Genomic DNA, 23,229 nt, shown 5'->3' on the forward strand with positions numbered 1-23,229 from the left:
TGCGCGCCCGACAGAGGCTAGTATAACGCTAGCACGACCAACAGCGGCGCACTGAGCACGTTCCCTCACTGGCGTAAATTAATGCTTTTTCTGGAGAAGATGGTGGACGCACTAGGGCTCGAACCTAGGACCCGCTGATTAAGAGTCAGCTGCTCTACCAACTGAGCTATGCGTCCACATGGCTGCGGAAATCGGCGGCGTGTCCGTCGTTCCGTCGGCAGGGCGTGCCCGCTAGCATGGGGTTTCCCGCGATGCAAACCCCTTTGCGCGATTTTGTGTCCGGCGGTCAGGCAAAGCCCCGGCGGCCGCCGCTCGCGCGATCGATCGACATCATGATGCCGAGGCAGATCATCACCGTCATCATCGCCGATCCGCCATAGGAGACGAGCGGCAGGGGGATGCCGACCACGGGGGCCAGGCCCATCACCATCATCAGGTTGATCGCGAAATAGAAGAACACCGTCATCGACAATCCCGCCGCCACCAGCCGGGCGAAGCGCGTCTGCGCGCGCATGCCGACGCGTACGCCCCATCGCACGACGAGCACGAAGCCCAGGATCAGCAGCAGCCCGCCGACCAGCCCCCATTCCTCCGCCATCGTCGCGAAGACGAAATCGGTATGGCCCTCTGGCAGATAGTCGAGATGGCTCTGGGTGCCGCGGAGAAAGCCCTTGCCGGTCAGCCCGCCCGATCCGATCGCGATCTTCGACTGGGTGATGTGATAGCCGGTGCCGAGCGGGTCGCGCGCTGGGTCCAGGAAGATCAGCACGCGGTTCTGCTGATATTCGTGCATCATCGCATAGGCGAGCGGCAGCATCGCCGCGAGCACGACGGCGCCGCCGATGAACAGGCGCAGCGGCACGCCGGCGAGGAACATCACCGACAGGCCGCCCGCGGTGATCATCAGCGCGGTGCCGAGATCGGGCTGGAGCATGACGAAGGCGGCCGGCACGCCGATGAGGAGGCCGGCCGGCCACAATGCGCTCCATGTCCGCATCGCCGCGGCGGGCAGGCGATCGTAGAACCACGCGCAGGCGAGCACGATTGCGGGCTTCATCAGTTCCGATGGCTGGATGCGGATGAAGCCGAGATCGAGCCAGCGCTGGCTGCCGCCGCGCACCGCGCCGAGCAGTTCGACCAGGATCACCATCACCAGAATGGCGAGATAGCCGGGCAGCGCCATCTGCCGCCAAAAACCTTCGGGGAAGCGTGACAGCACCAGGGCCATCACGAGGAACACGACGAAGCGCACGCCCTGCAGCCCCGCCCAGGGCGTCACGCTGCCCCCGGCGGCGGAATAGAGCACGACGAGCCCGAATCCGCCGATCGCGATGACGGTCAGCAGCAACTTCCACGGCAATGCTGCGAACGGCTGGGGGACGATCGACGGACGGCTCATTCGCCGGGCACCACGACGGGGGCGACGGTGTTGTTGGCGCGGTCGAGGATCGGCGCCGGCGTCGGCGTGGTCGCGTTGGCGACGGTGCTCGCCGCCTCGGCGGGCGGGGCTGGGGGCAGGCCGGCGCCCGCCTTCATCGCCTTGAACGCCGCCGCCTGGCGCGCCATCCGCTCCTCGATCCCGCCGCCCCATCCGGCCTCGAGCGTCTCCAGCTTGGCGAGCGCCTTTTCGCGGTCGAACAGGTAGAGCAACGTATCGCTCGCGACCGGCGCGGCGGCGCCGGAGCCGGACATGCCGTGCTCGATCACCACGCTCGCGGCGTAGCGCGGATTGTCCACGGGCGCGAAGCACACGAACAGGCCGTGATCGCGATATTTCCACGGCACGCCGAGCCCACCGCGCGCCCCGCCCGAGATGCGGCGGACCTGCGCGGTGCCGGTCTTGCCCCCCAGCCTGATCCCTTCGAGCGGCAGGCGGCTGCGCCCGGCGGTGCCGTGGCCGTTGACCACCTCGTCCATGCCGGCCCGCACCGCGGCAAGATGCTCGGCCGGGAAGGGCAGCGGCGGCGCGGGCTTCTCCCGGCCCATCAGCAGGTTCGGCACCAGCGCACGGCCCGAGGCGACGCGCGAGGCCATCACCGCCAGCTGCACCGGATTGACCAGCAGATAGCCCTGGCCGATCGAGGTGTTGAGCGTGTCCGACTGCGCCCAGGCCTGGTCGTAACGCCGCCGCTTCCATGCGGGATCGGGCACCGTGCCGTAACGCTGCGAGGGGAGGGGCAGGGGATATTCCGCGCCCAGCCCCAGCTTGCGCGCCGCATCGGCGATCGCGTCGATCCCGACGCGGCGGCCCATATGATAGAAATAGGTGTTGCAGCTCCGCGCGATGGCGGTGTGCAGGTTCATCGGGCCGTGGCGGCCGAGGCAGCCGAAGCGGCGATTGCCGAGCTGATAGCCGCCGTTGCAATAGACGCGTTCCTCGGGGTCGACCCCTGCGCCGAGCAGCGCCAGCGCGGAGGCCGGCTTGAACGTCGATCCCGGCGGATACAGCCCCTGCATCGCCTTGTTGAGCAGCGGCAGATGGTCGTCGTTCGACAGCATGTCCCATTCGTCATGGCCGATGCCGTCCGAAAAGCTGTTGGGATCATAGGCGGGCATCGACGCCATCGTGAGGATGCCGCCGGTCAGGAGGTCGATCACCACGACCGATCCCGAATTGTCGCCCAGCCGCCGCGCGGCGAAGCGCTGCAGCCCGGCGTCGACGGTCAGGCGGATCGTCTCGCCGGGGGTGTCGGGCCGGGTCGTCAGCTCCCGCACCAGCTTGCCCCGCGCGGTCACTTCGACGCGCTTGGCGCCGGGCTTGCCCGCCAGCCGCGCCTCAAGCGTCTTTTCGAGATTGTCCTTCCCCACCTTGAAGCCCGGGGTCAGGTAGAGCGGGTTGCGCGTCTTCTCATATTGTTCGGCCGAGGCCGCGCCGACATAGCCGATCAGATGCGCCACCGCCGCGCCGTCGGGATAATTGCGGGTGAAGCCGCGCGCGGGCGCGACACCAGGCATCTCGGGCAGGCGCACGCTCACCGCGGCATAACGCTGCCAGTCGAGATCGGCGGCGACCTGCACCGGCTGGAAGCCGCGCGAGACCTTCAGTTCCTCGTTGATCCGCGCGAGATCGTCTGGCTCGAGCGCGAGCAGCTCGGTCAGCCTGGCGAGCGTCGCCTCCTTGTCGGTCAGCCGGCTGGGGATGATGTCGACGCGGAAATCGGTGCGGTTGTTGGCGATCGGCTGGCCGTGCCGGTCGACGATCCAGCCGCGCCGCGGCGGGATCAGCGTCAGGTTGATGCGGTTGCTGTCGGCGAGCGTGGAATAAAGGTCGCCCTCGGCGATGGCGATATAGCCCATCCGCCCGGCGAGCAGCAGGCCGATGCCGGCCTGGACGCCGCCCAGCACCATCGCCCGGCGGGTGAAGGTGAAGCCCTGGGTGACGTCGGTCAGCCGCTTGGACTGCAGACCGAACATTAGGGTTCAAACTCAGCTAGAACAGGGTCGTGACGTAGCCGATTTTGGCGCACAGGTAGGAGCAAGGAGGGAGCGATGCCTTTGCATCGTAACCGACGCGCGACGCCGCTGTGCGCCAAAATCGGCCCGCCGCCGAAGGCGGTCGCCCATGGAAGGCCGCCGAGCGGCGTCGCTTGCTTGCGCGTAGCGAATGCTACGCGACTGCGCTGCGCTTCTTGTCGGCGGCCTTCCATGGGCGATCACGATCCCTGTTCTAGCTGAGTTTGAACCCTAGCCGCGCCAGCTGTCGAGCCGCGCGACGATGCGTGTCACCAGCGGAAACATCGCCGCGGAAAGCGCGACCTGCGCGCCGAGCGCGATAAAGGGCAGCCCCGCCGAAGGGCCGGGCCAGGCGATCACCGCGCCGCCCATGATCACACCGGCGATCATCGCGGTCCCGATGATCCAGTCCTGCCGGAAATCACGCCACAACATGCGCCGGTCTACCATATCGAGCGCAAGGAAACACAGGGTCCACAGCAACATGGCGCTGCCCAGCGGCTGCCCGCTCAACAGATCGTCGAACAGGCCGAGCGGCACCGGCGCCCAGATGCGGAACAGCTCGGGGCGCAGCAGCCGCCAGCCGAGCAGCATGAGGAAACCGAAGGGCGGCAGCAACGGCATGACGAAGATGTGCGGAAAAATCGTCATGCACGATCCCGCCATGATCGAGACCGCGGGAATCCACAGCGATCTGCCGGGCGTCGCGCTCCTGGCGATCGCGGTCGCGACGGGGCGCCTCATGGCTCCTCCGCGCCCGCCGGCGCAGGTGGTGCGGCGAGGAAGATCGGCTGGACGACGGCGAAATCGAGCCGATCCGGATGGGCAAAGGGCCGCGCCAGCGCGCTGTCTCCCAGTGGCCGCGTTACCTGCGCCACCGGCGTGCCCGGCGCGAACACGCCGCCCGCGCCCGATGTGACGAACTGGTCACCTGCGCGGAACGCGTTGACCCCGGTGGTGACGCCGCGGATCTCGACCAGCCCGTCGCCATGGCCATAGGCGAAGGCGGGCAGTCCGTCGCGCGCGCGGCGCACCGGAATGACGCTTTCGGGATCGGTCACCAACATCACCCGCGACACGTTGATCCCGGTTTCGACGACGCGGCCGACCAAGCCGTCCGGGCCGCGCACCGGCTGGCCGGGGAGCACGCCGTGGCGGCGGCCGGCGTTGAGCGTGCCGAAACGGCGCGTGCTGCTGCCGGTGGAGCTCACCAGTCGCGCGGTGACGATCGCATCGGTCGCGCCCTCCTGCAGCCGCACCAGCCGCCTGAGCCGCGCATTCTCATAGGCGAGCGAGCGCGCCTGGCGGACCAGCCGCTGCTCGGCGATCAGGCGGCGGCGGAGGTCGTCATTCTGGCTGCCGGCGCGGATATAGTCGCCGATCGCCTGCGGTATCGATCCGATCCCGCGCCGCGTACGGTCGGCGCCCGAGGATACCGGCATGAAGATCTCGGCCGCCGCGCTGCGCAATGCCGCGAAGGCGGGCGGGTCGAACTGCGAAAGCACGACCAGCAGCAGCCCCAGCGTGGCGCCGCCGATCGCCAGCACATAGGCGAGGAACAGGGAATATTGCGCCCGCCGCGAATGGCCGGGGCGCCGTTTCGCTGGCGGCGCCATGCGCGCGTCCTTCCTAGACGGTGAGGAGCACGCCGCGGAACGCCGGGTCTTCGAGCGCGCGGCCCGTGCCCAGCGCGACGCAGGTCAGCGGGTCCTCGGCGACGGTGACGGGCAGGCCGGTCTCGTCGCGCAGCACCTCGTCGAGACCGGTCAGGAGGGCCCCGCCGCCGGTCAGCACGATCCCCTGGTCGACGATGTCCGCCGCCAGCTCGGGCGCGGTGTTCTCCAGCGCGATGCGCACGCCTTCGACGATCGTGCCGACAGGCTCGGAAAGCGCCTCGGCGATCTGCCCCTGGTTGATCTGGATCTCCTTGGGCACGCCGTTGACCAGGTCGCGGCCCTTGATGTGGATCGTCTGGCCGACGCCGTCCAATGGCGGCTTGGCGATGCCGACATCCTTCTTGATCCGCTCGGCGGTCGCTTCGCCGATCAGCAGATTGTGGTTGCGGCGGACATAGCTGACGATCGCCTCGTCCATCTTGTCCCCGCCGACGCGGACCGAGGTGGTGTAGGCGAGCCCGCGCAGCGAGAGCACCGCGACCTCGGTCGTGCCGCCGCCGATATCGACCACCATCGATCCGATCGGCTCGGTCACCGGCATGTTGGCGCCGATCGCCGCGGCCATCGGCTCCTCGATCAGGAACACCTCGCGCGCGCCGGCATTCGAGGCCGCATCGCGGATCGCGCGCTTCTCGACCGAGGTCGAGCCCGAAGGCACGCAAATCACGATCACCGGGAAGCGCCAGGGCTTCGCCTTGCCGCCATGCACCTTGTGGATGAAGTGCTTGATCATCTGCTCGGCGACGTCGATGTCGGCGATCACGCCGTCGCGCAGCGGCCGGATGGCGGTGATGGTGTCGGGGGTCTTGCCCATCATCAGCTTGGCGTCGTTGCCGACCGCCTTGACCCGCTTGACACCGTTGATGTTCTCGATCGCCACCACCGAGGGTTCGTCGAGCACCACGCCGCGGCCGCGGACATAGACCAGCGTGTTGGCGGTGCCGAGGTCGATCGCCATGTCGTGCGACATGAATTTGAAGAGGCGCTGAAAGATCATCGGGGGGTGTCGGGTCCTGCCATGCACATGCGACTTGCTCCTCCCCAAAGCGGACCTCACGGTCGCTTGGGCAAGCGGGCTCGTCACGGGTCGCGGAAGCCCGTCGCTTGGGCTAGAGCTTCACCCATGTCAATACGCCGCCTGCCTGAACATCTGGTCAATCGCATCGCCGCGGGCGAGGTCGTCGAGCGTCCGGCGAGCGCGCTGAAGGAGCTGGTCGAGAACGCGATCGACGCGGGCGCACGCGATATTTCGGTGCGACTCGCAGGCGGCGGCGTCGACGGCATCGAAGTGATCGACGATGGCTGCGGGATGAGCCGTGGCGAAATCGCGCTGGCGGTGGAGCGCCACGCCACCTCGAAGCTGCCCGACGACGCCATCGAAGCCGTTCAGACGCTTGGCTTTCGCGGCGAGGCGCTGCCCTCGATCGCCAGCGTCGCGCGCGTCACGATCGAAAGCCGCGTGCGCGGCGAGGAAGGCTGGCGGCTGGAGATCGACAATGGCGCGACGGCGGGGGAGGGGCCGGCGGCGATTCCGCCCGGCACCCGCGTGCGCGTCGCAGGCTTGTTCGAAAAGGTGCCCGCGCGCCGCAAGTTCCTCCGCTCGGCGCGCAGCGAATACGCCGCCTGCGTTGATGTCGTCCGCCGGCTGGCGATGGCGCGGCCCGACATCGCCTTCACGCTCGAGCATGACGGCCGGCGCAGCCTCTCGGTCCAGCGCGATGAAGGCCGCCCGGCGCGGGTGGCCGCGCTCACCGATCGGATGCTGATCGAGAACAGCGTCGCGATCGATTTCGCGCGCGAGGGGATATTGCTCGGCGGCGTCGCCGGGCTGCCGACCTTCAACCGCGGCGTCGCCGATCATCAATATCTCTTTGTCAACGGCCGGCCGGTGAAGGACCGGCTGCTGATGGGCGCGATCCGCGGCGCCTATGCCGAAATGCTCGCGCGCGATCGCCACGCGGTGGTGGCGCTGTTCCTGGAGGTGCCGGCCGACATGGTCGACGTCAACGTCCACCCCGCCAAGACCGAGGTGCGCTTCCGCGATCCCGGTCTGGTCCGCGGCCTGATCGTCTCGGGCCTGCGCCGCGCGCTCGACGAGGCCGGCCATCGCAGCGTGCAGCGACCGAGCGAAGCCGCGCTGGGGGCATGGCGCTCAAGCCCTCTTCCCTTCAGCGGAGAGGGTTGGGAGAGGGGCCTGTCCGCAGGCGCACAGCCTGGTGAGGCATCCTCCACCTCCATCCCCTCCCATGAATGGGATGGGCGCGAATATCTTGCGGCTGTTCAGGACCGTCACCCGACTTTCCTCACGCAACCCCCACTCGGCCGCGCCGAAGCCGCCGCGCAGCCCGTCCCCGAAACCGCCAGCCACCCGCTCGGCGTGGCGCGGGGCCAGATCGCCAGGACCTACATCGTCGCCGAGGCTGAGGACGGCCTCGTCATCGTCGATCAGCACGCCGCGCACGAACGCCTCGTCCTCGAACGGATGCGCCGTGCGCTGTCGGACGGCGGCGTGCGCAGCCAGGCACTGCTCCTGCCCGAAGTGGTCGAGCTCGAAGAGACCGCCTGCGACCGGCTCGAGGCGCGCGCCGCCGAGCTCGCCGAGCTGGGGCTCGAGCTCGAACGCTTCGGCGCCCGCGCGATGCTCGTCCGCGCCGTGCCCGCCTTGCTGGGGCAGGGCGAGGTGCAGGGCCTCGTGACCGATCTCGCCGACGAGATCGCCGCCTATGACGAGGCGCTGAGCCTCAAGGAACGTCTCGATCACGTCGCCGCGACCATGGCCTGCCACGGCTCGGTCCGCGCCGGCCGCATCCTTTCGGTCACCGAAATGAACGCGCTCCTGCGCGAAATGGAGGTCACGCCGCATTCCGGCCAGTGCAACCACGGCCGCCCCACCTGGGTGAAGCTGGCGCACGGCGATATCGAGAAGCTGTTCGGGCGGAAGTGAGGGGCAGATGACCATGTAGCAGATATCCGTCATCACGTTGGGGATAGCCGACCTGGGGCGGTCCAGGCGCTTCTACGCGGAGGGCTTCGGCTGGGCGTCGATCTTCGAGAATGAAGAGATCGCATTTTATCAGATGAACGGCTTCGTGCTCGGCACCTGGCTTCAAGGCGGGCTGGAGGGCGATATGCAGGTCGCCGGGCTTCGCCGCCCGGGCGCCTTCGCTCTCGCGCACAATGTGGGCGGGAAGGAGGAGGTGCAGGTCCTGATCGACCGGCTGGCCGGCGCCGGCGGGCGCATCCTGCGCAAAGGCGACGCGCCGCCGCATGGCGGCTTTCGCGGCTATGTCGCTGATCCTGACGATCACGCCTGGGAGATCGCCTGGAACCCGGCCTGGAGGATCGACGAACGCGGCTTGGTGACCTTCGGCATCTAGCGGTTTTGAAGGCGGGCCCCCGCGCGCGCTTCCGCCCCGCCGTTCATCTGCGCGCAACCAATTGCGCCGCCACGCATTATCGCCCCTATGAAACAGATCGTCCCGCTCATCCTTGCGCTCATCCCGCTGGCCGCCGTCGTCAGCGCCTGCGTCGTCGCGCCCTGAGGAAGAACCTCAGACCACCTTGACGATGCTGTAGAGCATGACCTGCCCGCCGATGCCGAATTTCAGCGTCACGCCCGACGTCCCGTAGTAACCGAGCACCGGGCATAGCAGCATCGCGGGGCCGACCGCCGGTCCGCCGAACCCCAATAATCCGCCCTCCATCCCGGCGCCGAACCCACCGCCTGCAGATGCGACAGCGAAATTGGCGTTGCCCGCTTCGGTCATGGTATAGCGGCTGACGATCATCGGCCTGCCGATATAGCGGTTGATCGGATTGGGGATCAGCACGCCTCCGGTCACGCTGGTCAGCGGAACCCCGAATGCCTGCAGATAGTCGCCGATGCCGAAGCCGACGCCTTTGGCCAGCATTTCGAGCACGTCGATCGCCTTGGCGAGATCCTTGCTCGCGAACGGATTGAGCGCTTGCAGGGTCTTGAGTCCCTTGATGAGCGCAACCGGATCGAGGCTGTAGCCGACGCCGGCTCCCGCGCCGTAGACGATGAACTTCTTCTCGTCCGGCGGGGTCACCTCGACCGCCACCGACCCGATCAGCCCCACCTCGCCTAGCCCGGAGGACCACATATTGGTCACCTGCCACGTTCCCGGAATACGAACATGGGTCCGGTTGGGCGGGATCGGCGGCCGGTCGGGCTCGGGTGAGGGAGGTATGCCGGAAGACAATAGGTTGAGCATCTTCAGCGTATTGCCGCCCGGATCGACCACGCCGTCGATGTTGCGGAAGCGGCCCTTGCTCTTCCAGTGACGCTGGAAATCCCAGATTGCGTCGGTCAGAAAGCGAGGGCAGGCGCCCGTGCTCCCCGTCAGGGGCGGCGCGCCCCAGCTCTGCTGCTTCCCGCCATCTCCGTCGGCGATGCTGCTGAGCAGATCGATGACCTTGCGTTGGTCATCGGCATGGTTGAGGACGTTTTGCGCGTTATAACGAAGGCCGACCGGGCCGGCGAGCTGAACATGGGCCACGTGATCCCCCTGAAAACAGGTGCAATGGATACATGCGGCCCGAGTCGAATGGCGGCGATTTTACAACCCCGGCGGCTTCGCGACAAGCAATGGCGACCGGCCCATACAGAAAGGGCCGCCCGGATCGCTCCGGACGGCCCTTGATCTTGATCAGCGCTCGGATCAGGCCTTGTCGGCCTCTTCCTCGCCTTCCGTCTCGCCGCGCGCCGGCGCCTCGGCGGTCGCGCCGGGCTCGGCGTTGGGATCATAGTCCTCGGTGAAGCCCGCTTCGTCCTTCTCGAACATCGCGGCCATCACGTCGACGCCCTGTTCCTGCATCTCGGCCTCCTCGGGCGAGCGGGCGACGTTGACCTTGACGGTCACCGAAACCTCGGGATGCAGCGCGACCTTGACGGTGTACATGCCGATCGCCTTGATCGGCTTGTCGAGCACCACCTGGCTCTTGGTCACCTTCTTGCCTTCGGCCTCGAGCGCCTCGACCAGGTCGCGCACCGCGACCGAGCCGTAGAGCTGGCCGGTGTTGGAGGCCTGGCGGATCAGGGTCACCTGCGTGCCCTCGATGCCCTTGGCGTCCTTCTCGGCCTCGCCGCGGCGGTTGGCGTTCTCCGCCTCGATCCGTTCGCGGTTGGCTTCGAACACCTTGCGGTTGGCTTCGTTGGCGCGCAGCGCCTTCTTGTTGGGCAGCAGATAGTTGCGGGCGAAGCCGGGCTTCACCGAAACCACATCGCCGATGGCGCCGAGCTTCTCGACGCGTTCGAGCAGGATCACGTCCATGTGCGTGGTCTCCCTTACTTCACGAGGTAGGGCAGCAGGCCCAGATGGCGCGCGCGCTTGATCGCCTGGGCGAGCTCGCGCTGCTTCTTGGCCGAGACCGAGGTGATGCGCGACGGCACGATCTTGCCGCGCTCGGACACGAAGCCCTGCAGCAGGCGCACGTCCTTGTAATCGATCCGGGGCGCATCCTTCGCGGAGAAGGGGCAGCTCTTGCGGCGGCGGAAAAACGGGCGGGCCATCAGTTCAGCTCCTCGTCACGGTCGCGGCGGGGACGACCGCCCTCGCGGCCGCCTTCGCGGTCGCCGCGGCGGCTGTCGCGCTCGTTCTTGCGCATCATCACCGACGGGCCCTGCTCATGCGCATCGACGCGCACGGTCATGAAGCGGATGATGTCCTCGTTGATCAGCGTCTGGCGCTCGAGCTCGGCGATGACCGCGCCGGGCGCGTCGATCTCGAGCATCACATAATGCGCCTTGCGGTTCTTGGCGATCTTGTAGGCGAGACCGCGCAGACCCCAGGTCTCGGTCTTGACGACCTTGCCCTCGTTCTTCTCGACGATCTCGGTGGCGGCTTGCGCCAGAGCGTCCACTTGCGCCTGCGCCAAGTCCTGGCGCGCAAGGAACACGTGCTCGTAAAGAGCCATGTGTCTTACCTTCTCTTGGCCGATCGCTGACGCCGCACCATGCGAACGCCCCTCCGGCTGTCGTCTTCAAGTCAGACGGGGCGGAAAAGGATGAACCCTCCGCCCCGATGCCGCCGCCCCTGTCACAGAGGGGCCGGGAAATCAAGCCCCGGTGGACGCGTCAGGCCGGCTTGGCGGTCCACCGGATGAACAGCTCAGGCCACAGGCTGGCGGGCTCGCTCGCGGGCAGGCGCACGCCGAAGCCGTGCCCGCCATGCGGCATGAAATGCGCGCTGACCGGCACCTTGGCGGCGCGCGCCGCGGCGAAGCTGTCGATGCTGTTCTGGACGGGCACGACGGTGTCGTCGGTCGTGTGGAGCAGGAACAGCGGCGGCGTGCCGGCACCGATGTTGCGCTCGACCGCGTAGCGCGCCTGCATCTCGGGGTCGGGCGAGGGGCCGAGCAGCATCGCGCGCGATCCGGCATGGCTGCGGCCGGGATCGACGTTCGACACGGCGTAGATCAGGCCGGCGAAGGCGGGACGCGCCGACTGGCGATCGTCGGCGTCGATGGGCTTGTAAACCTTGGCGGCATGCTGCGTCGCCAGCGATCCGGCGAGGTGGCCGCCCGCCGAAAAGCCGATGACGCCCAGCCTGTCCGGATCGATGCCGAAGCGCCGCGCGCCGTGGCGAACGACGCGCATCGCGCGTTGCGCGTCGGCCAGCGGCGTATTGGCGCGGTCGCGCCACCCCTCGTTCGGCAACCGGTAGCGGAGCACGAAGGCGGTGATCCCCGCGGCGTTCAGCACGCGCGCGACGTCCATGCCTTCGTTCCGCAGGGAGATGAACTCATAGCCGCCGCCCGGGATCACCAGCACGCCGCGCCCGTCCGGCTTCGCAGGGCGGAACACGCCGATATCGGGGCGCGCCACCCCGCGCATCGCCAGGTCGCGATACTCGCCCGGCTTGCCCGTCACTTGGGCGTTGAGCGCGGGAAGCTCCTCGGGCGCGCCCGGCGGGCGGCCCGGCCACAGCGCGATATGCTCGGCCGGCGGCCAGCTCGGCAGCTCGTCGGCTGCGGCCTGGGCGAGCGTGGGCGCGGCGAGCGCGCCCAGCGGCAGGGCGAGCAGGTCGCGGCGGCCGAGCTCGATCATTGGAAGATCGACGCCCATTTGCGCTTGGCGCGCGTCTTCCAGTGGCCGCGATGATAGGCGTCGCTGGCCAGCAGCGGCATCACCGATCCGGCCTCCGCGAACACCATCTGCTCGATCGCGGTCGAGACCTTGCCCCACGACGCCGCCTCCTGCAGCGTCGAGGAGGAGCAGGCGCCGTCGCGCACGTCGGCGACGGTGATCTGCACCGCGTATTTGTGCACCGCGACGTCCTCATGGCCCAGGATTTCGGCGCAGACGACCGTGTCCTGGATGAAGTTCTTGGGCACGCCGCCGCCGATCATCAGCAGGCCGGTTTCGCCCGCCTTGATCTTGATGTCGGTCAGCTCGCGGAAATCGGCGATCGCGTCGATGGTGAGGTAGGGCTTGCCCGCCTTCATCGCATCGACCTGGTGCTTGACCAGCCCGAAGCCCGCCGACGAATCGACGAACGCCGGGCAGAAGATCGGCACGTCATGCTCATAGGCGAGCTTGACGAGGCTGTTCTCCTTCTTGCCGTGCTCGACGAGATATTTGCCCATCTCGCGGATGAAGGCGCGGCTCGAATAGGCCCTGGGCTCGAGCGAATTCGCGATCTTGTTGATCGTGAAGTCGCAGTCCTGCAGCTGCTCCTCGTCGATATAGGTGTCGTAGATGCGATCGATATAGAGCGAGCGCAGCGTATCGTCGTCGGGCACTTCGAGCGCCTGGTAATGCTTGTGGCCAAGCCCTTCGAAGAAATCCATGTCGACGATGGTCGCGCCGGTGGCGACGATGCAGTCGACCATGTTGCTCTTCACCAGCTCGGCATAGAGGTCCATGCAGCCGCCCGCCGAGGTCGAGCCCGCGATCACCAGGCAGATGGTGCAATCGGGATCGGCCAGCATCTGGTTGTAGATCTCGGTCGCGCGGCCCAGGTCGCGGCTGGTGAAGCTCATCTTCTTCATCGCATCGACGATCGGCCGCGCGTCGAAGCTCTTGATGTCGATATGCTCGACCTTGGTGGAGAGCAGCTCCGCCTTGCGGGTGTCGTTGACGGGGGTGTCGGTCATCTCATGTCCTTAGGAATTGCGTCGCCCCCGCGCAGGCGGGGGCCTCGGTCGGCAAGGGCGGGCGTCGGTATGCCACAACGCAGCGGCCCCTGCCTGCGCCGGGGCGACGTCATATTGAAAATAGGCCGTTACAGCGTGACGACGTTCGACGAAAGCCGCTCGTCCGCTTCCGCGTAGAGCGAGGCCATCGGCTCGTCGGCGACGATCACCGTCTCGTCCGAGCCGAAGCCGTTGAACGCGGTGCGCATCGCGCTGCCATAGGCGCCGAGCATGCCGATCTCGATATAGTCGCCGGCCTGGACGTCCGCGGGCAGCTCGAACGGGCCGGCCATATGGTCGAGATCGTCGCAGGTGGGCCCATAGAAGCTGAACGGATGGTCGCGCACCTCGCTCTCGGGCTCGCGCAGCAGGCGGACGGGGAAGCGCCAGCCGATATGCGCCGCGTCGAACAGCGCGCCGTACGCGCCGTCGTTGATGTAGAGCTCCGACCCGCGCCGCCGCTCGACGCGGACGATCAGCGAGCTGTACTCGGCGCACAGCGCGCGGCCCGGCTCGGCCCACAGCTCCGCCGAATAGCTGATCGGCAGGCTCTCGAACGCGCGGTGGATCACCGCGAAATAGGCCTCGAGCGAGGGCGGCTCCATGCCCGGATAGACGCTGGGGAAGCCGCCGCCGACATCGACCACGTCGACCGTCACCGCCGCCTCGACGATCGCCGCGCGGACGCGCTCCATCGCCTGGGCATAGGCGTCGGGCGTCATCGCCTGCGAACCGACATGGAAGCAGATGCCGAGCGCGTCGGCCGCCTGGCGCGCCGCGAACAGCAGCGCCTTGGCCTCGGCCGGATCGACGCCGAACTTGGCGGCCAGGCTCAGCTTAGAATGCTCGGACGACACGCGCAGCCGCACGCACAGCGTAAGATCGGTCGCGTCGCCGGTGGCGCGCATGATCTTTTCCAGCTCGTCGATCGTGTCGAGCGAGAAGGTGCGCACGCCGTGCGTGTGGTAAGCCTCGCGGATCGCCTCCTCGGCCTTGACCGGGTGCATGAAACACAAGGTCGCCTCCGGCAGCGCGCGCGCGACCAGCCGCACCTCGGCGATCGAGGCGACGTCGTAATGCGTCACGCCCGCGTCCCACAGCGTCTGCAGCAGCTCGGGGGAGGGATTCGCCTTGACCGCATAGAGCGTCCGCCCCGGAAACTTCTCCACGAAGAAGCGGGCGGCACGCGTGGCGGCATGCGGGCGTATCAGCGTGACCGGCTGAACCGGCGACAGCTTGGCGATTGCAACGCCGCTGTCGGCGTTGCGAAGGGCGGTCGCTAGCCCCAGCGCGCTATGATGCTCGTGCAACTCAAGGGACCTCCAAGTGCCTAGTGGCGGACGATAAAAGCTGCCTTGCGGTTGGAAGTCCCATGGGGCAGCGGAAGGCGCGATATATGGGGAGGGGTCCCCCCTGTAAAGTGGTTGGCCCGTAAACGCATGTTCGCGTCGCTGGAGTGTTGCAGAATTGAGACGGCCAACCGCTCAAGGCGTGGCGCAAGCTGCGGAGAAGATGGCGCAAATCCTGCCGCCCACGCCGCTGCTGCGGTTCGCGTGGCGGGATGCGCGCGTCCTCGCCAAGGCCGAATCGCTCCAGCCTATGGGCGCGTTCAAGCTGCGCGGCGCCTGGCACCGGCTGACCGCCTTGAGCCCCGACGAGTCGCGCGCCGGAGTCGTCGCCTTCTCCTCGGGCAACCATGCGCAGGGTGTCGCCTGGGCGGCGAAGCGCCTCGGCATTCCCGCGACGATCGTCATGCCCGCGGACGCGCCGCGGCTGAAGCTCGAAGGCACCCGCGCGCTGGGGGCGGAGATCGTCCTCTATGATCGCGCGCGCGAAAGCCGCGAGGCGATCGGCGAGCGCCTCGCCGCAGAGCGCGGCTGCGTGCTGGTGCCGAGCTTCGACGATCCGTGGGTGATCGAAGGGCAGGGCAGCGCCGGGGTGGAGATCGCCGCGCAGCTCGGCCGCCGGCCGCGCCGGATCGTCATCCCCTGCGGCGGCGGCGGCCTTTCGGCGGGTATCGCGCTCGCCTGCCCCGATGCCGAGATCGTCGTGGTCGAGCCCGAGGGCTGGGACGATATGGGCGAATCGCTCCGCCGCGGCGCGATCGTCCCCGTCGGCGCGAATCCGCCGTCCACCTCATGCGACGCGCTGATGACCACACGCGTCTCGCCGCTGACCTTCGATGTGCTGCGGGATCGTCGCGCGACCGGCATCGCGGTGAACGAGGCGGAGATCAGCCGCGCCATCGCCTATGCGGCGCGGGCGCTGCGGCTGGTGATCGAGCCCGGCGGCGCCATCGCGCTGGCCGCGCTGCTCGCGGGCAGGGTGCCGGCGGAGGACGACACGGTCATCCTGCTATCGGGCGGCAATATCGACCCACAAGCTCTTCTGGAACATCTCGATTTGGGGCGCGCCACTTGCTGATCGGCCACACCACCTTCCAGGTCATCCTGTCGATCGCCATGCTCGGCGTGGCGGCGCTGGTGCTCGGCGGCATCAGCCTGTTCCGCAAGGGCCCGGGCGAGCACCGCCAAAAGGCCTGGCTGATGCTCGCCGCCGCGATCGTGCTGCTCGCGAATGTGCTGATCTGGACGGTGTGACGGCGCGCGAACTCCTACCCGTCACCCCGGACTTGTTCCGGGGTCCATTTCTCCACCCGCACGGCTTCGCTTGTGGCACGATGGATGCCGGAACCAGTCCGGCATGACGGGTAAGATAGAGGGGGCATGGGCAAAGCCCATGCCGTCGGCCGGGGCTGGCGGCCCCGCCGGCCGGTTGAGCCGCAGTTTGCGCGCTCCAGCTTTCGCTGGAGCGACGTGCGGCTCAACGAATAGGGCTATTCGGATCCAGCCGCATGTCCAGATAGCGGTTCACGCTCCCCATCAGCTCGTCCATCTCGTTCTCGAAGAAATGGTTGGCCTTCGGGATCGTGTCGTGATGGATGGTGATGTGCTTCTGCGTGCGCAGCTTGTCGACCAGCTTCTGCACCGCGCCCGGCGTCACCACCTCGTCGCCTTCGCCCTGGATGATGATGCCCGAGGCGGGGCAGGGGGCGAGGAAGGTGAAGTCGTACATGTTGGCGGGCGGCGCGATCGAGATGAAGCCGCGGATCTCCGGCCGGCGCATCAGCAGCTGCATGCCGATCCACGCGCCGAAGCTCACCCCCGCGATCCAGGTGGTCGACGCCTCGGGATGGATCGACTGCACCCAGTCGAGCGCGGATGCGGCGTCGGACAGCTCGCCGATGCCGTTGTCGAACGTCCCCTGGCTCTTGCCCACGCCGCGGAAATTGAAGCGCAGGGTGGCGAAGCCGCGGCGCTGGAAGGTCTTGTAGAGCTCCTGCACCATGCGGTTGTTCATCGTCCCCCCCGAAGAGGGGTGCGGGTGGAGGATCATCGCCACCGGCGCCCGCGGCTTGGGGCCCGGCGCGAAACGGCCTTCGAGACGGCCTTCGGGGCCGGGGAAAATGACTTCGGGCATTTGACCTGCCGTCGCAAATGGGGTTCAGACAGTCGCGGTCCGGAAACGGGCCGCGGCGGGGAAAGCGCCTATATAGGCCGGGCCGCCGACATGGCAATCTTGGAGGGATTCTGGTCGCCGATCGCCTCTATCTGGATCACGCCGCCACCACGCCGGTGATCGCCGCCGCGCGCGCCGCGGTCGCGCACGGTTTCGAACGCTGGGCCAATCCATCCTCGCCCCACGCCCCCGGCCGCGCCGCGCGCGCCGCGCTGGAGGACGCCCGCCGCCGCATCGCCGCGGCGCTCGAATGGGATGGCGAGGTGATCCTCACCTCGGGCGCGAGCGAGGCGATCGCCATCGCCATCGGCCGCGCGCGGGCGGATGCGGTGCTGATGACCACGGTCGAGCATGACGCGGTGCGCCGCGCCGGCGGCAGGGAGGCGTACAACATTCCAGTCGGCGACGACGGTCTCGTCGCCGCGGATGCGCTCACCGGCCGCCTCGGCGCGCTGGGCGCGGCAAGCCCGCTGGTCGCGATCCAGACGGTCAACAGCGAAACCGGCGTGATCCAGCCGCTCGACCGGCTGGGCGCCGTGGTGCGCGAAGCGGGCGGCATCCTGTTCGCCGACGCGTCGCAAAGCGCGGGGAAGCTGCCGCTTCCCGATGCCCAGCTGATCGCGCTGTCGGCGCACAAGCTGGGCGGCCCGCCGGGGATCGGCGCGCTGCTGGTCGGCGATCTCGCATTGCTCGAAGCGACCGGCGGGCAGGAGCAGGGCTATCGCGCCGGCACCGAGAATTTGCCAGGCGCGCTCGGCCTCGCCGCCGCATTGGAGGCGCCGCACGGCTGGACCCAGCGCGCGGACGATCTGCGCGCGCATTGCGACGCGGCGATCGAGGCCGCGGGCGGAGACGTGGTCGCGCGCAACAGCCCGCGCTTCGGCGGCATCGCCAGCTACCGCATGCCCGGCGTCGCCGCATCGGCGCAGCTGATCCAGTTCGACATGGCGGGAATCGCGGTGTCGGCGGGCAGCGCCTGCTCGTCGGGTACGCTCAAGGCCAGCCATGTCCTCGCCGCGATGGGCTGGCATCCCGAGCCGGCCGGCGAGGTGATCCGCGTCAGCTTCGGACCCGAGACCACCCGCGCCGACGTCTATCGCTTCGTCGATTGCTGGCGCCGCATCGCGGGCAAGGACGCATGAGCGTCTATCTCGACTATCAGGCGACCACCCCGCTCGCGCCGGAGGCGCTGGCGGCGATGCTGCCCTGGCTCGATCGCCAGCACGCCAACCCGCATTCGGCCCATGCCGAGGGCCGCGCGGCGAAGGCGGCGGTCGAGGCGGCGCGCGCGGAGGTCGCCGCGCTGCTGCCGCCGGGCGGCGCCGTCGGCTTCACCGGCGGCGCCACCGAGGCGATCAACTGGGCGATCAAGGGCGCCGGGCGCGATGTGCTCGGCTTCGCGACCGAGCACGCCGCGGTGCTCGATTGCGCGCGCCCGATCGAGGCGCAGGGGCGAAGATTCGATATCCTGCCGGTCGACCGCGAGGGCAGGGCGGATCTGGACGCGTTGCACGGGCATTTGACTGCCGGAAAGCCAAGCCCAACCCGCCATTCCCGCGAAAGCGGGAATCCAGCCTCTTCCGCCGCCCCGCTCGTCGCGGCCATGCTGGTCAACAACGAGATCGGCGCGATCCATCCGGTCGCGGAAATCGCCGAGCAGGCGCACGCCGCCGGCGCGCTCGTCCTGTGCGACGCGGTGCAGGGCTATGGCCGCGTTCCCATTCCCGCAACCTGCGATCTGGTCGCCATATCCGCGCACAAGATCCACGGGCCAAAGGGAATTGGCGCCTTGTGGATACGCGATGGCATCGATCTCGCGCCGTTGCTCCACGGCGGCGGGCAGGAAGCGTCGGGCCGCTCGGGCACGCTCTCGCCAGCGCTCTGCGCCGGCTTCGGCGCCGCCGCCCGCCTGATGCGCGAACGCCGCGAACAGGACGCCGCGCACATCGAACGCCTCTGGCAAGTGGCGCTCGATATCCTCCAATCTCCCCTCCCTTCCAGGGAGGGGGCGGGGGTGGGTGGCGAGCGAAGCGAGCCCCGCTGGACGCTCAACGGCTCCACCGATCACCGCTACCAGGGCAACCTCAACATCCGCCGCGAAGGCCTCGACGTCGCCCGGCTGATGTCCGAGCTGCGCGACATCTCCTTCTCCGCCGGCTCGGCCTGCGCCAGCGGATCGGGCCGGCCCAGCCATGTGCTGAAGGCGATCGGCCTGTCGGACGCGGCGGCGCGCTCCAGCATCCGCCTCGGCTTCGGCCGCTACACCGGCGAGGCCGAGCTGGTCGAAGCCCTCACCCGCATCGACGCCGCCGCCCGCGCGCAGCGGATCGCCGCATGAAGGTCACCTTCATCCAGCGCAACGGCGATCCGCTCACTGTCGAGGCGGGGGAGGGCGACCGGCTGCTCGACGTCGCCCAGGCGCACGATCAGCCGCTCGAAGGCACCTGCGAGGGCCAGATGGCCTGCTCGACCTGCCACGTCGTCGTCGCGGCGGAGGATTTCGCCCGCCTGCCGCCCGCATCGGAGATGGAGGAGGACATGCTCGATCTCGCCGCCGGCGCCACCCGCACCAGCCGGCTCTCATGCCAGATCTGGCTCGACGCCACGCTCGACGGCCTCACCGTCCGCATCCCGGCGGAAGCGAGGGACATGCAGGGGCGCTAAAGGCGGCTCAGCACCCGGTCAGGAGCATGTCCAGCGCGCCCATGATCCGCTCGTGTTCATTGCCGAGCGAAGCGACAACCGGGCCCAGCTCGCGCGCCGTCACCGTCGCCGCGCCCTGCGTGGCCATGATGAAGCGGCGGCCATCGATCTCGAACACGGGATTGAGCCTCTCCGCGAACTTGGCGACGCGCGATTCCGGCAGCAGCGGAACAACGAAGCGCGTCTTCATGTGATCGAGCAGATCGGACTGGCAATTGAGCAGATAGCCTTCGAAGGCGTCTCCTCGGTGTACGTCGTGCTGCGCCATCAGAAGGTGCGGTGGCGCGCTAGCGGCAGTCCATGCTCCTCGACATAATCGTTCCAGCATTCGATCGCTTCGCGATTCTCTTCCCGCCAACGCTCCGCGCGGTCCTTGGCAACCTGCTTCTCAAGCCCGTTCTCGCAGGCCCGCGAGATGTTGACGCCGAGCTCGCGCGCCTGCCTGACGAGATCCACGTCGAGCGAGACGTTTGTAGCCTTGCGAATTACGTCGTGACGCATGACGGCCTCTCCGGATGAATGCGCATGATATATGCGCATCGCGTGAAGGCCGCAACTTACCCGCCCGTGCGGTATCTCGCCACGATCGTCGCCAGCACGGCTTCGTTGATCAGATTGCTGAACGCGCCGCCCACCGCGCCGTGGTTGTTCCAGACGATCTCCGCCTGCAGCCCCGAAAGGCCCGGCAGGGTCAGCCAGCAGCGCGCGCCCGCGCGCATGCCGGTCACCACGTCGCAGGCGAAGCCCGCGACCGACAGGTTGGTGACGATCACCTTGAACCCCGCCTCGCCCGATGGCCGCAGGATCGACGGGATATGCACGTCGAAGCGCGGCGCGCAGCGATCTTCCTCCGCAGCCAGCGCGTAAGGCACCGTCTGCTCGATCATGCGGCCGAGCACCGCCTCGCGAATTCCGTGACCGGTCCCCATCACCAGTTCCTTTCCGACGGGGCGTGATGCGCCTCCCGCGCTTAACATCGCGCGTGCGGATCGCCCTAACGCCGCGTTCACCACGATGCGTTGCAAACAGGGCCGACCTTCGCCATATGCCCGCACGGGAGTCGGGCGGACGTGGTCGTCGCCAACCTGGTCAGATCCGGAAGGAAGCAGCCACAACGATTTCGCCGCGGGTCGTTCCGGCTCCCACCGCGCGCTGCCAAGACATAGCGGAGCTATGGCGCGAACAGCAGCGCGCGCGGCCGGCGGCGCCTTCGGCGCCGTCCGACGACGCGGGCTTCGCCCGCGGCGCTTTTCCAGCCCCCCAGACGCATTCCCCCTGTCCTACAAGCCCCCAACCTGTCAGACTCGGCCACGAATCCCACGGAAAGCTCTCTATCCCCATATGCGCGAAGATCGAGAAGTTACGAAAGTTCACACCGCATGACCGACGGCGGCTTCGATCTCGGCGAACCGCCGCAGCCGGCCCGCGCCGAGGCCTACCGCGTGCTCGCGCGCAAATACCGGCCGCAGACCTTCGCCGCGCTGATCGGCCAGGACGCGATGGTGCAGACGCTGGCCAACGCGATCCGGCGAGACCGCATCGCCCACGCCTTCCTGCTGACCGGCGTGCGCGGCGTCGGCAAGACCTCGACCGCGCGGCTGATCGCCAAGGGCCTCAACTGCATCGGGCCGGACGGAAACGGCGGCCCGACGATCGAGCCCTGCGGCGTGTGCGAGCCGTGCCGCGCCATCGCCGAGGGCCGCCACATCGACGTGGTGGAGATGGACGCCGCCAGCCACACCGGCATCGACGACATCCGCGAGATCATCGAGGCGGTGCGATATGCCGCGGTCTCCGCCCGCTACAAGATCTACATCATCGACGAAGTCCATATGCTGTCGAAGGCGGCGTTTAACGGCCTGCTGAAGACGCTGGAGGAGCCGCCGCCGCATGTGAAGTTCCTGTTCGCCACGACCGAGGTGAACAAGGTGCCGGTGACGGTGCTGTCGCGCTGCCAGCGTTTCGACCTGCGCCGCATCCCCGCCGACATGCTCGCCGCCCATTTCGCCTGGGTCTGCGGCGAGGAGCAGGTCTCGGCGGAGCCAGAGGCGCTGGCGCTGATCGCCCGCGCCGCCGAAGGATCTGCGCGCGACGGGCTCTCGATCCTCGACCAGGCGATCGCCCATGCGGCGATGGAGGGGGAGGGGCGCGTCACCGCCGCGGCGGTGCGCGCGATGCTCGGCCTTTCCGATCGCGGCGCGATCCGCGCGCTGTTCGCGATGCTGCTGGAGGGCGACGCGCCGGGCGCGCTCGCCGGGCTCCGCCAGCAATATGATCTGGGGGTCGATCCGGGCGCGGTGCTGCGCATCCTGCTGGAGACGGTCCACGCCGTCACGCTCGCCAAGGTCCGGCGCGAAGGCGATCCGGCGCAAAGCGAGGAGGAGCGCGAGGCGCTGGCGAACTGGTCCGCCGGTCTGTCCTTCGCCACGCTGCACCGGCTGTGGCAGCTGTTGCTCAAGGGCCATGACGAGGTCCAGCGCGCCGCCTTGCCGATCGAGGCGTGCGAGATGGCGCTGCTCCGGATCGTCTATGCCGCCTCGCTGCCCGATCCCGCCGATCTCGTCCGGCGGCTGGCGAATGGGGAGGAGGCGCCGGCCGCCCAGCCGACGGCGCCGTCGCCGCAGTCCGGCCCGGCGAGCTTCGCCGCGCTGGTCGATCTGCTCGCGGCGAGGGGCAAGCATCAATGGGCGCTCCGCCTGCACGACGATGTGCGGCTGGTGCGCTATGCGCCGCCCGAGCTGGAGATCGCGCCGGTGCGGCCCTTGGGCGCGGACTTCCACCGTGAGCTGGCCGGCTGGCTCAAGGCTGAAACGGGGCAGGCATGGCGCGTCGCCGAAGGCGACGGGCCGGCCGAGCTGACGCTCAAGGAACAGGAGACCGCGCGCGAGGCCGCGGCGCGCGACGCGGTCCTCGCCGCGCCCAACGTCCGCGCGATCATCGAAGCCTTTCCCGAAGCCGAGCTGATCGGCTGGACAGACAATCGGAGTGCCGCATGAAGGATTTGAACGACCTGATCGCCCAGGCGCAGAGCGCCGCGGAGACGGTGCAGAAGCAGATGGCGGAGGCCCAGGCCGCACTCGACAAGATCGAGGTGGAGGGCGCCTCGGGCGGCGGCCTGGTCAAGGTCAAGGCGACCGCCAAGGGCCGCGTGATCGGCGTCGACATCGACGAGAGCCTGCTGCAGCCGGGCGAAAAGCAGATGCTCGAGGATCTTGTCGCGGCGGCGTTCAACGATTGCCGCGCCAAGGCGGACGCCGCCTCGCAGGCCGAAATGGGCAAGATGACCCAGGGGCTGCCGCTGCCGCCGGGGTTCAAGCTGCCCTTCTGACCGTTACGCTGCGGGAACATCTTCACCGTCCGGCTCGTTGCATGCACCGTCCAACAGGAGGGACTGCGACATGAGTGAAGAGCGTATCACCGAACGCACCGACGGCGTGACCACCGAGCGCGTGACCGAGCGTGGCGAGCCCACCCACACCACCACGGTGGTCGAGCGGCGCGGCGGGGGCGGCGGCATGCTGATCGGCCTGGCCGTGCTGATCGCGGTGCTGGTCGGCGCCTATTTCCTGTTCATGCAGGGCCAGAACGACGCCGCCGAGACCAAGGCGATCACCGAAGCCGCGCAGAGCGTCGGCGACAGCGCCGAAAAGGCCGGCGACGCGGTGGTCGACGCCGTGGACGGCGAGAACAAGTAATATGCCGTCGCCCCTGCGCAGGCAGG

26 protein-coding genes, 1 tRNA gene and 1 other RNA gene are annotated in these 23,229 nt (G+C 68.5%); 11 read left to right on the forward strand and 17 right to left on the reverse strand.

Annotation, left to right across the window (positions count from 1 at the left end):
- Positions 1–100 precede the first annotated feature (100 nt).
- The 6 genes from D1610_RS15285 to D1610_RS15310 all read right to left on the reverse strand — a co-directional run bounded on the left by D1610_RS15285 (position 101) and on the right by D1610_RS15310 (position 6,126).
- Positions 101–176, reverse strand: a tRNA-Lys gene (locus tag D1610_RS15285).
- A 110-nt stretch (positions 177–286) separates the two neighbouring features.
- Positions 287–1,399, reverse strand: coding sequence for a rod shape-determining protein RodA (gene rodA / locus D1610_RS15290; protein ID WP_118865070.1), 1,113 nt, complete (start codon positions 1,397–1,399; stop codon positions 287–289).
- Positions 1,396–3,414: a penicillin-binding protein 2 gene (gene mrdA, locus D1610_RS15295; RefSeq protein WP_118865071.1), complete on the reverse strand. Its 2,019-nt coding sequence runs from the start codon at positions 3,412–3,414 to the stop codon at positions 1,396–1,398. Before mrdA ends, rodA begins: the two co-directional genes overlap by 4 nt.
- A 270-nt stretch (positions 3,415–3,684) precedes the next feature.
- The gene (mreD, locus tag D1610_RS15300; protein WP_118865072.1) at positions 3,685–4,197 is read right to left on the reverse strand and encodes a rod shape-determining protein MreD; all 513 of its coding nucleotides are present in this window, start codon (positions 4,195–4,197) and stop codon (positions 3,685–3,687) included.
- The gene (locus tag D1610_RS15305) at positions 4,194–5,069 is read right to left on the reverse strand and encodes a rod shape-determining protein MreC (protein ID WP_118865073.1); all 876 of its coding nucleotides are present in this window, start codon (positions 5,067–5,069) and stop codon (positions 4,194–4,196) included. Before D1610_RS15305 ends, mreD begins: the two co-directional genes overlap by 4 nt.
- A 13-nt stretch (positions 5,070–5,082) precedes the next feature.
- Positions 5,083–6,126, reverse strand: coding sequence for a rod shape-determining protein (locus D1610_RS15310; RefSeq protein ID WP_118865074.1), 1,044 nt, complete (start codon positions 6,124–6,126; stop codon positions 5,083–5,085).
- Between the two features lie 126 nt (positions 6,127–6,252).
- Between D1610_RS15310 and mutL the strand changes: the two genes are divergently transcribed.
- Together mutL and D1610_RS15320 are read left to right on the forward strand one after the other, a co-directional pair.
- Positions 6,253–8,073 carry a DNA mismatch repair endonuclease MutL gene (mutL, locus tag D1610_RS15315; protein WP_118865075.1) on the forward strand — a complete coding sequence of 607 codons (1,821 nt, stop codon included), beginning with the start codon at positions 6,253–6,255 and terminating at the stop codon, positions 8,071–8,073.
- 22 nt (positions 8,074–8,095) lie between these two features.
- Positions 8,096–8,506 (forward strand): VOC family protein, encoded by a 411-nt coding sequence (locus tag D1610_RS15320; RefSeq protein WP_118865076.1) that lies wholly within the window; start codon positions 8,096–8,098, stop codon positions 8,504–8,506.
- Positions 8,507–8,680: 174 nt separating this feature from the next.
- Here D1610_RS15320 and D1610_RS15325 read toward each other — a convergent pair whose 3' ends face one another.
- The 7 genes from D1610_RS15325 to D1610_RS15355 all read right to left on the reverse strand — a co-directional run bounded on the left by D1610_RS15325 (position 8,681) and on the right by D1610_RS15355 (position 14,596).
- Entirely contained in the window at positions 8,681–9,649 is a 969-nt protein-coding gene (locus D1610_RS15325) for a hypothetical protein (protein ID WP_118865077.1), read from the reverse strand.
- A 162-nt stretch (positions 9,650–9,811) separates the two neighbouring features.
- The gene (rplI, locus tag D1610_RS15330; RefSeq protein ID WP_118865078.1) at positions 9,812–10,423 is read right to left on the reverse strand and encodes a 50S ribosomal protein L9; all 612 of its coding nucleotides are present in this window, start codon (positions 10,421–10,423) and stop codon (positions 9,812–9,814) included.
- A gap of 14 nt (positions 10,424–10,437) precedes the next feature.
- The gene (rpsR, locus tag D1610_RS15335; protein WP_066583513.1) at positions 10,438–10,662 is read right to left on the reverse strand and encodes a 30S ribosomal protein S18; all 225 of its coding nucleotides are present in this window, start codon (positions 10,660–10,662) and stop codon (positions 10,438–10,440) included.
- Positions 10,662–11,066 (reverse strand): 30S ribosomal protein S6, encoded by a 405-nt coding sequence (rpsF, locus tag D1610_RS15340; protein WP_118865079.1) that lies wholly within the window; start codon positions 11,064–11,066, stop codon positions 10,662–10,664. Before rpsF ends, rpsR begins: the two co-directional genes overlap by 1 nt.
- Positions 11,067–11,226: 160 nt before the next feature.
- A complete protein-coding gene (locus tag D1610_RS15345; protein ID WP_118865162.1) occupies positions 11,227–12,198 on the reverse strand; it encodes an alpha/beta hydrolase in 972 nt (323 codons plus the stop codon).
- A complete protein-coding gene (locus tag D1610_RS15350) occupies positions 12,195–13,247 on the reverse strand; it encodes a 1,9-bis(guanidino)-5-aza-nonane synthase (protein ID WP_118865080.1) in 1,053 nt (350 codons plus the stop codon). Before D1610_RS15350 ends, D1610_RS15345 begins: the two co-directional genes overlap by 4 nt.
- A gap of 128 nt (positions 13,248–13,375) precedes the next feature.
- Positions 13,376–14,596, reverse strand: a complete 1,221-nt coding sequence (locus D1610_RS15355) for a type III PLP-dependent enzyme (RefSeq protein ID WP_118865081.1) — start codon at positions 14,594–14,596, stop codon at positions 13,376–13,378.
- A 202-nt stretch (positions 14,597–14,798) separates the two neighbouring features.
- On the opposite strand from D1610_RS15355, the gene D1610_RS15360 reads away from it, so the two are divergent.
- Together D1610_RS15360 and D1610_RS15365 are read left to right on the forward strand one after the other, a co-directional pair.
- Positions 14,799–15,710, forward strand: coding sequence for a threonine ammonia-lyase (locus tag D1610_RS15360; RefSeq protein ID WP_182466872.1), 912 nt, complete (start codon positions 14,799–14,801; stop codon positions 15,708–15,710).
- Positions 15,704–15,886 (forward strand): hypothetical protein, encoded by a 183-nt coding sequence (locus D1610_RS15365; protein WP_118865083.1) that lies wholly within the window; start codon positions 15,704–15,706, stop codon positions 15,884–15,886. Before D1610_RS15360 ends, D1610_RS15365 begins: the two co-directional genes overlap by 7 nt.
- Positions 15,887–16,109: 223 nt before the next feature.
- On the opposite strand, the gene D1610_RS15370 is transcribed toward D1610_RS15365, so the two are convergent.
- Positions 16,110–16,766, reverse strand: a complete 657-nt coding sequence (locus D1610_RS15370; RefSeq protein WP_118865084.1) for an alpha/beta hydrolase — start codon at positions 16,764–16,766, stop codon at positions 16,110–16,112.
- Positions 16,767–16,876: 110 nt separating this feature from the next.
- Here D1610_RS15370 and D1610_RS15375 point away from each other — a divergent pair, with 110 nt between their 5' ends.
- From D1610_RS15375 to D1610_RS15385, 3 genes are read left to right on the forward strand one after another with little or no spacing between them, the layout of a single operon-like run.
- Positions 16,877–17,947, forward strand: coding sequence for a cysteine desulfurase family protein (locus D1610_RS15375; RefSeq protein ID WP_118865163.1), 1,071 nt, complete (start codon positions 16,877–16,879; stop codon positions 17,945–17,947).
- On the forward strand, positions 17,944–19,143 hold the full coding sequence (locus D1610_RS15380) for a cysteine desulfurase family protein (protein WP_118865085.1): 1,200 nt from the start codon (positions 17,944–17,946) through the stop codon (positions 19,141–19,143). Before D1610_RS15375 ends, D1610_RS15380 begins: the two co-directional genes overlap by 4 nt.
- Positions 19,140–19,469 (forward strand): 2Fe-2S iron-sulfur cluster-binding protein, encoded by a 330-nt coding sequence (locus D1610_RS15385; protein ID WP_118865086.1) that lies wholly within the window; start codon positions 19,140–19,142, stop codon positions 19,467–19,469. Before D1610_RS15380 ends, D1610_RS15385 begins: the two co-directional genes overlap by 4 nt.
- 7 nt (positions 19,470–19,476) lie before the next feature.
- Here the strand turns inward: D1610_RS15385 and D1610_RS15390 are convergent, their stop codons facing one another.
- From D1610_RS15390 to D1610_RS15400, 3 genes are read right to left on the reverse strand one after another with little or no spacing between them, the layout of a single operon-like run.
- Positions 19,477–19,776 carry a CcdB family protein gene (locus tag D1610_RS15390; protein WP_118865087.1) on the reverse strand — a complete coding sequence of 100 codons (300 nt, stop codon included), beginning with the start codon at positions 19,774–19,776 and terminating at the stop codon, positions 19,477–19,479.
- Complete coding sequence (locus D1610_RS15395) at positions 19,776–20,009, reverse strand: type II toxin-antitoxin system CcdA family antitoxin (RefSeq protein ID WP_222927034.1); 234 nt, start codon at positions 20,007–20,009, stop codon at positions 19,776–19,778. The genes D1610_RS15390 and D1610_RS15395 overlap by 1 nt, the downstream gene beginning before the upstream one ends.
- Positions 20,010–20,065: 56 nt before the next feature.
- Positions 20,066–20,437 (reverse strand): PilZ domain-containing protein, encoded by a 372-nt coding sequence (locus D1610_RS15400; RefSeq protein ID WP_245942311.1) that lies wholly within the window; start codon positions 20,435–20,437, stop codon positions 20,066–20,068.
- 123 nt (positions 20,438–20,560) lie between these two features.
- Here D1610_RS15400 and ffs point away from each other — a divergent pair.
- The 4 genes from ffs to D1610_RS15420 all read left to right on the forward strand — a co-directional run bounded on the left by ffs (position 20,561) and on the right by D1610_RS15420 (position 23,203).
- Positions 20,561–20,658, forward strand: an RNA gene (gene ffs / locus D1610_RS15405) — signal recognition particle sRNA small type.
- A 229-nt stretch (positions 20,659–20,887) separates the two neighbouring features.
- The gene (locus D1610_RS15410; protein ID WP_118865089.1) at positions 20,888–22,504 is read left to right on the forward strand and encodes a DNA polymerase III subunit gamma/tau; all 1,617 of its coding nucleotides are present in this window, start codon (positions 20,888–20,890) and stop codon (positions 22,502–22,504) included.
- The gene (locus D1610_RS15415) at positions 22,501–22,836 is read left to right on the forward strand and encodes a YbaB/EbfC family nucleoid-associated protein (protein WP_118865090.1); all 336 of its coding nucleotides are present in this window, start codon (positions 22,501–22,503) and stop codon (positions 22,834–22,836) included. The genes D1610_RS15410 and D1610_RS15415 overlap by 4 nt, the downstream gene beginning before the upstream one ends.
- A 70-nt stretch (positions 22,837–22,906) precedes the next feature.
- Positions 22,907–23,203 carry a hypothetical protein gene (locus D1610_RS15420; RefSeq protein ID WP_118865091.1) on the forward strand — a complete coding sequence of 99 codons (297 nt, stop codon included), beginning with the start codon at positions 22,907–22,909 and terminating at the stop codon, positions 23,201–23,203.
- The last annotated feature ends 26 nt before the right edge of the window (positions 23,204–23,229 follow it).

This window comes from Sphingomonas gilva (genome assembly GCF_003515075.1).
Classification (GTDB): Bacteria; Pseudomonadota; Alphaproteobacteria; order Sphingomonadales; family Sphingomonadaceae; genus Sphingomonas; species Sphingomonas gilva.